Source organism: Geminicoccus sp., assembly GCF_035556675.1.
GTDB lineage: Bacteria > Pseudomonadota > Alphaproteobacteria > Geminicoccales > Geminicoccaceae > Geminicoccus.
Genome location: NZ_DATMFZ010000136.1, coordinates 1 through 8,813 on the forward strand (window position 1 = coordinate 1; position 8,813 = coordinate 8,813).

The window sequence follows — 8,813 nt, forward strand, 5'->3', positions numbered from 1 at the left end:
CGGTCGCCGCCCATCCCGGGTTCGTGCGCATCCGCAACGGGCTGGGCGGGCGCAGCGGGCTGGCGGCCAGCCTGCTCACCCTGCTGATCCTGGTCGTGCTGATCGCCCCGGTCGCCATGCTGACCACCATCCTGGTCGGCAATCTCAGCGAGCTCGCGGGCAAGGTCGCGTCGAACAGCATCGTCGTTCCGGCACCGCCGCCAGAGCTCGCGACTTGGCCATTGGTCGGCCCGAAGCTTTTCCAGCTCTGGACCCTGGCCTCCAGCAGCTTCGCCACGGCAGTGCAGCAAGTGCAGCCGCAACTCGTCCTGCTCGCCGGCTGGCTCCTGTCCCTGACCGCCGGGCTCGGGCTGGGCCTGCTCAACTTCATCGCCGCCGCCGTGATCGCCGGCCTGATCCTGCCCCGCTCGGCCAGCGGCCACCGCACGGCCGTCCAGATCACGACCCGGTTGGTAGGCCAACGGGGGCCCGGGCTGGCGCTGCTCGCCGAGAACACCATCCGCAACGTGGTGCGCGGCGTGTTCGGCACCGCCCTCATCCAGTCCACCATCGCCGGGATCGGCTTCGTGGTGGTCGGCGTGCCCTGGCCGGCCATCCTGGCCCTGATCTGCTTCCTGCTCTGCCTGGTCCAGATCGGGCCCACGATCGTGCTGCTGGGCACGGTGATCTATGTCTTCTCGACCGACAGCACGCTGACCGGCGGCATCTACCTCGTCTGGTGCATCGGCGTCGCCATGCTCGACAACGTGCTGAAGCCCCTCCTGATCGGCCGGGGCAGCGAGGTGCCGCTGCCGGTGATCCTCTTGGGCGTGCTGGGCGGGCTGCTGGTGCACGGCCTGATCGGCCTGTTCGTCGGCCCGATCGTGCTGGCGCTGGGCTACCAGCTCTTCCTGGCCTGGCTGCACGGCGGCCATCCGCAGACCGCCACCCCGTCGGTGCAGGCGGACGAGGGCGGGGTCGCGGCGAAAGGGCCGGGCGGATCCTTCGGATCCTGGCCCGCCAAGGACCCATCGCCGGCATCGGATCCACGGACATGACCGGAGGCAGGTCGATGACGCGCGAAGGCCAAGGGAAGCGGTCGGCATCCTCCATCGGGTCGGTGCTGGCCATGCTCCTGCTCCTTTCCGCCAGTCCGGCGGCACTGGCCCAGCCGGCCGGGCAGGCGCCGGAGGCCGGCACGGCCTCGCCGGCCGCGGCACTGGCTGAAACCGACGCGGACAGCGATGCGGCGGCCGATCTGGATGTCCTGATGGCGCCGGTGGCGCTGTTTCCCGATCCGGTCCTGGCAGCGGTGCTGCAGGCCTCGGTCGTCCCGCTGGACATCGTCATGGCCGCCCGCTTCCTCGACGATTACGCGAAGGACCCGACGCTGGCGCCGGACCCGCGCTGGGATCCCGCCGTGCAGAACCTCCTCGCCTTCCCGACCGTGCTCAAGGCGATGAACGAGCATCTGGACTGGGTGCAGGCCACGGGCGAGGCGGTACTGACCCGGCTGCCCGACCTGCAGGATTCCATCCAGCAGGTCCGCTCGGAGTTCCAGGCGGCCGGTGTCCTGGTCAGCAACGAGCGGCAGACCGTGGTGACCGAGGACGGCATCATCCGGATCGTGCCGGCCGACCCCGCCGGGATCTACGTGCCGGTCTACGATCCCGCCGCCCTGGTCGAGGCATCCACGCCAGCGGCAGGAGGAGCTGCACCGGCTGCCCAGGTGGCCGCCACGGAGGCGGAGACTGCTCCCCAGGAACCAGTGGCGGAAGCGCCGGTGGAAGCGAGCCAGGAGCCGGCCCCGCCGCCGGAAGCGGCACCAGCAGAGGGGCATGTGGTCGAGACCGCGCCGGCGCAGGTGGTCGAGCAGGTCCCGGCGCCCGTGGCGGCGCCCCCGGCCTATGCGGCGCCGGTGACCTATGCAGCACCGGTCGCCTATCCCGCGACCGATTCCACTTGGTCCACGGTCGGGACCTTTGCCGGCGGTGCGCTGGTCGGCGGCATTCTCGGCTATGTCATCGGCGAGGATGACGACGATGACGACTGGCATTCCCACTATGATGAGAATGATCTCGAGAATGTAGCCCAGGAAGTCGGGGAGAACCGGGAGGATCTGCAGCGCGAGCGGCAGCAATATGCGGAACAGGCCCGCTCCGAGCGCCAGCAGGCAGCGAGCGAGGCGCGCGGGGAACGCCAGCAGGCCGCCGGTGAAGCTCGTGCGGAACGCCAGCAGATGGCCAGCGAGGCACGCACGGAACGCCAGCAATACGCGAATGCGGCGCGCGAGGACCGGCAGGCCGCCAAGGTCGAGCGTGATCAGGAGCGTCGGGCGCAGGCCAAGGATGCGCAGGCCAAGCTGGCCCAGCGCTCGCAGGTGGCGCCCGCGGCGACGCGGGCGCAGGCGCGGGCCAGAACCCCCTCGCCTGTCTCGACCCGGGCGGCAGCACCGGCTGCCCGCCAGGGCACCCAGCCGCGCCTGACGCAGGCCAATGCCCCGCGTCCCAAGACGCAGACGGCCTCCCTGCCCCGGCAGCGACAGGCTTCGGCGGCGCAGGCCAGTCGGCCGGCCAAGAAGCGCAGCGTCGGCACCACCCAGGCGAGCCGCGGCGCGCTCGGCGGGGTCGAACGCGGCTCCACCGTCAGGAAGCAGGAGATCCGCGGCACCAAGAGCCGGCAGAAGGCAGCCGGCCGACCCTCGCGCACGCGCAGCCAGTCGGTGAGCAGCCGTCCGTCCTCCTCGCGCCAGGTCGCAAGCTCGCGCGGCAGCAGCCGGAGCGGGCTGTCCGGCGCTGGCAGCCGGGGCGGCAGGTCGGCGGCGCAAGGTCAGCGTGGCCGGGGCAGCCGCGGACGCTAGGCAGGGGGGAGACGACGATGTGGAGCGGACGACCGAAGCGGAACTGGAGCCGGGACATCCTCCTGGCCCTGCCGCTGCTGCTGGCCGCAGCGCCGGCGCTGGCCCAGGAGGAACAGCGGGTCTTTCCCGATCCCGAAGCGGCCGGCGAGGCGCTGGTGGCGGCGTTCGAGGCGCAGGACCAGCCGACGCTCGTCGCCATCCTCGGCCAGGCTTTCGCCGATCTGGCCGCCGGTCAGGGCGGCGAGGCCAATGAGCGGGACCGGCAGCGCTTCGTGGCGGCAGCCAGGCAGTCCATGTCCTTCGTCCCCGACGGTGCCGACCGCCTGATCCTCAACGTGGGGCTGGAGGCATGGCCGCTGCCGGCGCCGCTGGTGAAGGAAGGGGATGGCTGGCGCTTCGACGGCGAGGAAGGGGTCGAGGTCCTGGCGGACCGCCTGGTGGGTCGCAACGAGCTGGAGGCCATCGCCGTCCTGCGCGCCTATGTGGACGCGCAGGTCGAGTATACCTCCCAGGATCGCGACGGCGACCAGGTGCTCGAATATGCGCAGAGGATGGCGAGCACGCCCGGGACCCATGACGGGCTGTACTGGCCGGTCGAGGAAGGCGATCCGCCCAGCCCCTTCGGCCCCTTCCTCGCCGAGGCCGGCGTGGACGCCGAGCGACGGGAGGCAGGCACGCCGTTCTACGGGTACCACTACCGGATCATGACCCGGCAGGGCGAGAACGTCCCCGGCGGCGCCTACGACTATGTCATCAACGGCAACATGATCGCCGGCTTCGCCATGGTCGCCTGGCCGGCCCGCTACGGCGAGAGCGGGGTGATGACCTTCGTGGTCAACCAGGCCGGCACCGTGCTGGAGCGCGACATGGGCGAGCGCAGCGGGAAAATCGGCCCGGAAATGCGGACCTACAATCCAGACGCGGCGTGGGAATCCGTCGAAGACTAGGCGCGGGTGCTTGGTCCCGGAGTATCATGAACGGCCCGATCTCGCAAAGATCGTGGGGGACATCCCATGGCACGGGCGCTCCCCGGCAGCGCCACGGCCAGGGCGCACGTCCGAGCCCAGATCCAATCCTCCCAGGAACCGACCGCCACACTGGCACGCCAGCTCGGGCTCGACCGGAAGACGGTGAGGAAATGACGCTCGCGCTCCTCCACCTTCGACCTGCCGACCGGCCCCGCGCAGCGGAAGAGCACCGTCCTGGCGGAGCTGAAGGAGGCGGCCGTGGTAGCCGTCCGGGTGCGGACGCGACGGCCCTTCGAGCTCTGCAGCGTCATGTGGGCCGCCATTCCACCCTTGTCTCGCAGCAGACTGCCCCATCCTCCTCCGCCGGCGCCTGCCTGCGGTCCTCGCAGGAGCCGGAGCGATGGCCTGCTGGCCATCGATGGACCAATGGGCAGGTCGAGCGCATGAACCGCACGATCAAGGATGCGACGGTCAAGCGCTACCACTACGACAGCCACGGCCAGCTAAGGGCGCCCCTGCAGTTGTTCGTCGATGCCTACATCCATGCCCGGTGCCTGAAGACCCTGCGTGGCCTCACCCCCTACGAGTTTATCTGCCAAGCCTGGGTAAAGAGCCCGACCGGTTCAGGCTCGCCCCGTCACACCACATCCCGGGACCGTACACCTAGCAGCCAGACGGGCACAGCGGCTCGGATCTGGACAACGGCACGGCCACGGCGGTTGAGCCCACCAGATCGGCATGGTGGAGCAGTTGGGTCAGCAGGCCGCGCATGAGGACCGGCTCGTTCAGGTCAAAGAGCAGGTTGGGTCCACCAGCCTTTCGGGCTGGGTACCGGCGGTTGATGACAGGACGAGGCAGGTCGGGCAGGTGCGTCATGCCTGCAGGATGCCCGCATCCTGGTTAAGGTCGAGTGGACGACGATCCGGGGGTCCGGCAGCTTCGCCCTGAACCACCGTTGGATGATTGCGGAATACAGGGACAGGGTCAGAGATCCACAGTAGGCAGCTAAAGATTTCAAGGTTTTAGAGTGAGGATCTGGCGGGACGTGCGGGATAGCGATGAGAACTATGTCTACTCCCTAGTCATCCATGCCCCTCCAAAATAGGTACAAGATGAACGTTGAGTTGCCTGACAGCCGTCAGATGTCCACTTTCTTACAACCCCTGCCGTTTAAGCTGCTTCGAAGATTTCTTGGAAGCGCTCGCATTGCCTGCCGGTTCGAATGGCGGCCAGGAAGTGGGAAATGGACTGGCAGGTTTCGGGCCACTACGCCAGGAAAGCCGTCTTTCATCTGGTCAACGAGCTTCGGCGACAACGCGATGGAAGCAGACTTTACCGGGTTGTCGCGCGGGAATGCTCCAGTTGGACCGCTGCTATCCACTCGACCGGACACGATCGACGTTGTCGAGGTCGGCGAGGGGCGACAATATCCGGCGGTCGAACTCGGCGAGAGGTTTACCCTGCGCGACCCGGTGCGGCCAGTCTGCATGCGTTAGCGCACCGCGGCCGAGTGTGATCATGTCGACCTGATGCTCAGAGAACATTTCGGTCGCGCGCTCCGTATCGTGAAGCGACCCGTTCGCCAGTACCGGCAGGCTGCTATGGCGCTTGGCTAAGCTGGCGAGGCTGGGGCCATCGCTGAAGGCTGGGCGCCACGCCTCGAACTCGGTGGTGTGGAGATAGTCGATCGCAAGCCGGCCCAGCAGGCCGTAGATTTCGGCTGCTTCGTCCTCGCCGCGCCATTTGTGGACGAAGTCGTTGACCTTGCCCTGTGAACTCCGCATGCCAACCGTGAAGTCGGGACCAACCGCAGCGCGAACCGCCTCGGCTGTCTCCAGCGTGATCCGCAGGCGTGCCGCAGCCCCGCCGCCATAGGCGTCCGCGCGCCTGTTGACGCCTTCGGTCAGGAACTGGTCGAGCAGATAGCCATTGGCGCCGTGGATCTCCACGCCGTCGAAACCGGCTTCGCGGGCGCGGACCGCGGCCGCCGCGAAACCCGCGATCGCCTCGTCAATCTCGGCCTTGGTCATCTCGACTGGCAGCGGATACTGCCCCGATCCACGATAGAGCGCCATTTGATGCCCGACCGGTCGGATCGCCGACGGACCGCGCGTGTCGTCACGAAAGCGATTGCCCTGGCTGAGTGCACCGGCATGCATGAGTTGCGCGACGAAGCGCGCGCCGCCCGCATGGACACGCTCGACGATCGGTTTCCAGGCCTCGCACTGTGTGTCATCCGACAGGCCGGGCTGGAAGAGATAGCCCTGCGAGAAGGCCTGATCGGTGTAAAGACCCTCAGTGATGACAAGGCCGAAGCCGCCCTCGGCAAAGCCGCCATAATAGTCGCTCATCCGAGCCGTGGCATGGCCAGCCGCAGTGGCGCTGACACGGGTCATCGGCGCAACCGCGAGCCGGTTGCGGAATTCCAATTGCCCGATCTTCAGCGGATTGAAGAGGCGTGCCGTGTCGGGGCGCTCCCCGGTGGATGCGGACGCGGCCAATCACTTGCCCTCCACATCGCGGATCGCGGCGATTGCCTCGATCTCGATCATCACCGCGGGATTGTAGAGCGCCTTGACCTCGGCGATCGTGTCGGCCGGGTAGGGTTCGGAGAAGAATTTCCGGCGCAGTTCGACCACCTCCTGGAAATTGCCCATGTTGGTGACGAAAATCGTCACCTTAATGACGTCCGTGAGGCTCGATCCGCCGGCCTCCAGCACGCGGCGTAGATTGGCGAACGCCTGTTCGCCCTGCGCGCGGAAACCGCCTTCGACGATCTTTCCGTCCTCGCCCGCACCAGCCTGACCAGAGACGAAAAGCAGATTACCGAACCTGATCCCCTGCGACAGCAGGAAGGGCGCATAATTGTCCGGCGTGGTGACGACACGTTCCAGTTTCATCATTTTTACTCCTTGGGATTCTGAGGCTACGATTAAGAAAAACTAACCGATACCCAGGTTAATGACTGGAAGATCGTGCATTAAAGCACTCACGACAAACTCCAAATCGTCACTCGATAGACTAGGTGAATTCATCCATGGTTCGACACCTCCCGCCTTTGTCCGCGCTTCGCGCCTTCGAAGCCGCGGCCCGCCATGGCAGCTTCAAGCGGGCGGCGAGCGAACTGGCCGTGACGCCCGCTGCTGTCAGCCATCAGATCCGCGCGCTGGAGGAACATGCCGGGATCGTCTTGTTCGAGCGGCGTACCCGGCAGGTCGTGCTGACCGATGCCGGGGCGCAGCTCTATCCTGTGTTGCGGGATGGCTTCGATGCGTTTGCGGAGGTAATCGAGCGCCTCATGCGCCGCCGGAGCCGCGCGCAGGTGACGATTTCCGCCACAATCGCCTTCACGGCACATTGGCTCATCCCGCGACTGACTGCTTTCCGCACGCTGCATCCGGATATCGACCTGCAGCTTCAGGCGTCCGACGACGTGGTCAATCTCGACTCGGCCGGGGTCGATATCGCGATCCGCTATGGTGCGGGCCCCTATCCGAGCTTTTCCGTCACGCCCCTGTTCGCGGATCGCTTTGCGCCGGTCTTCAACCCGATGCTGAAGGTCGCGAGCGTTGCCGATTTCGCTCAGTGGCCGCGGATCGACTTCCAATGGCGGCGGCGGCATTCCGACAATCCGACATGGACGCGCTGGTTCGCCGAAGCTGGGTTGACGGAACCCATGGAGCCCGTCCAACTCCGCTTCTCCGACGAGAGCCATGCGATCCAGGCGGCGGTCGCCGGGCAAGGCATCGCTCTGGCCAGCCTGGCGCTGGTGAAGGATGAACTCGCGGCTGGCCAACTGGTGCAACCGTTCGGCCCATTGATCGCCGGCTTCCGCCATCACGTTCTGACACAGACAGGTGAGGCTGCACCCGAGATTGCTGCCACCGTGCAGTGGCTACGGGCAGAAGCCGCAGTTGCCCTCTATCCGCAAAGCTGAACGAATGGCCACTTCTGGGCTGCAGGACATCAGCGCTGACAGCCAACATTGGCCGGTTGCTGACTGCCCCTTACCGCAAGATTTGCCAGAAACCAGACCGTCTGGAATCGGTGCCGACCACGCCGACAACTGGGCGTGCGGGAACGGCGGCTTTCGGGAAGCCGTCGGTGAGTTTGGGGTGACCGAGATGAGGTCGACTGCAGAAGGGCAGCTATCTGCGTAACTGCCACCAAGACCTGACCGGCGACACCCAGCCCTAATCCGGTCATGCCCAAGCAAAAGCAAAGCAGGCCATGGCGCGTCGTCGGCGGTTATATTAGTGGGCCTCCTCACCTGACTGAGCATGTGAGAACCCCTCTCGTGGGCCGATCGCGACGTGGCGATCTATCCGGCTGATATTAAAAGGAATATCCGCTTAATCTGTGCGGTAATCGGCGGTGCCTGGCGGAGGGGAAGTCCGCCTTCCGCCATTTTTCGAGGTTCGTGGTCGTTCGCGGCCATCCGCATAACCGCCGTCAGTTCAGAGGGTTAGCCCGGACACAGTTCGTTGGCGTTCGCGCTCGTTCCTGGTAATCCGGTCCTCAATGTGGGAACGAATGTGGGAACGCGGAATGGCGCGGCGGTCTGGGATGCTGACGGCCCGGAAGGTCGAGATGGCCGGGCCCGGGATCTACGAGGATGGCGCGGGCCTACGGCTGGTGGTGAAAACGACCGGCGCCAGGTCGTGGGTCCTACGCTACCAGCTGCACGGGAAGCGTCGTGACCTCGGCCTCGGAGGCTGGCCAGACGTGTCGCTTGCCAAGGCCAGGGAGAAGGCCCAGGCGGCCCGGGCGATGAAGGCCGAGGGTGTCGACCCGCTGGCCGAGCGAAGCCGCAAATCGGTCCTGACCTTCCGGGATGCGGCCGAGGCGTTGATCGAAAGCAAGCGGCCAGGGTGGCGCAACGCCAAGCACGCGTACCAATGGGGTGCCACGCTGGCGGCCTATGCCTATCCAATCCTGGGTGACCTGGACGTGCGGCGCATCGCGACGAAGGACGTCCTGGAGGTCTTGCGGCCGATCTGGACGGA

Annotated in this window: 7 protein-coding genes and 1 pseudogene; 6 read left to right on the top strand and 2 right to left on the bottom strand. The window is 66.7% G+C overall.

Annotated features, from left to right (window positions below):
- From VNS22_RS10650 to VNS22_RS28545, 4 genes and pseudogenes are all read left to right on the top strand, one after another.
- On the top strand, positions 1 to 1,037 hold a 1,037-nt coding region (locus VNS22_RS10650), incomplete at its 5' end, for an AI-2E family transporter (RefSeq protein WP_325732196.1).
- Positions 1,038 to 1,051: 14 nt separating this feature from the next.
- Entirely contained in the window at positions 1,052 to 2,839 is a 1,788-nt protein-coding gene (locus VNS22_RS10655) for a DUF3300 domain-containing protein (protein WP_325732198.1), read from the top strand.
- A gap of 17 nt (positions 2,840 to 2,856) precedes the next feature.
- Complete coding sequence (locus VNS22_RS10660) at positions 2,857 to 3,786, top strand: DUF2950 domain-containing protein (protein WP_325732200.1); 930 nt, start codon at positions 2,857 to 2,859, stop codon at positions 3,784 to 3,786.
- Positions 3,787 to 4,220: 434 nt separating this feature from the next.
- Positions 4,221 to 4,474, top strand: a pseudogene (locus VNS22_RS28545) (integrase core domain-containing protein); the annotation flags it as partial.
- Positions 4,475 to 5,180: 706 nt separating this feature from the next.
- Here VNS22_RS28545 and VNS22_RS10670 read toward each other — a convergent pair.
- A complete protein-coding gene (locus tag VNS22_RS10670; protein ID WP_325732202.1) occupies positions 5,181 to 6,308 on the bottom strand; it encodes an NADH:flavin oxidoreductase in 1,128 nt (375 codons plus the stop codon).
- Complete coding sequence (locus tag VNS22_RS10675) at positions 6,309 to 6,707, bottom strand: RidA family protein (RefSeq protein WP_325732204.1); 399 nt, start codon at positions 6,705 to 6,707, stop codon at positions 6,309 to 6,311.
- A 137-nt stretch (positions 6,708 to 6,844) separates the two neighbouring features.
- Here VNS22_RS10675 and VNS22_RS10680 point away from each other — a divergent pair, with 137 nt between their 5' ends.
- Together VNS22_RS10680 and VNS22_RS10685 are read left to right on the top strand one after the other, a co-directional pair.
- Positions 6,845 to 7,744, top strand: a complete 900-nt coding sequence (locus tag VNS22_RS10680; protein ID WP_325732206.1) for a LysR substrate-binding domain-containing protein — start codon at positions 6,845 to 6,847, stop codon at positions 7,742 to 7,744.
- Between the two features lie 629 nt (positions 7,745 to 8,373).
- A partial coding sequence (locus VNS22_RS10685; protein WP_325732208.1) for an Arm DNA-binding domain-containing protein occupies positions 8,374 to 8,813 on the top strand: 440 nt, incomplete at its 3' end.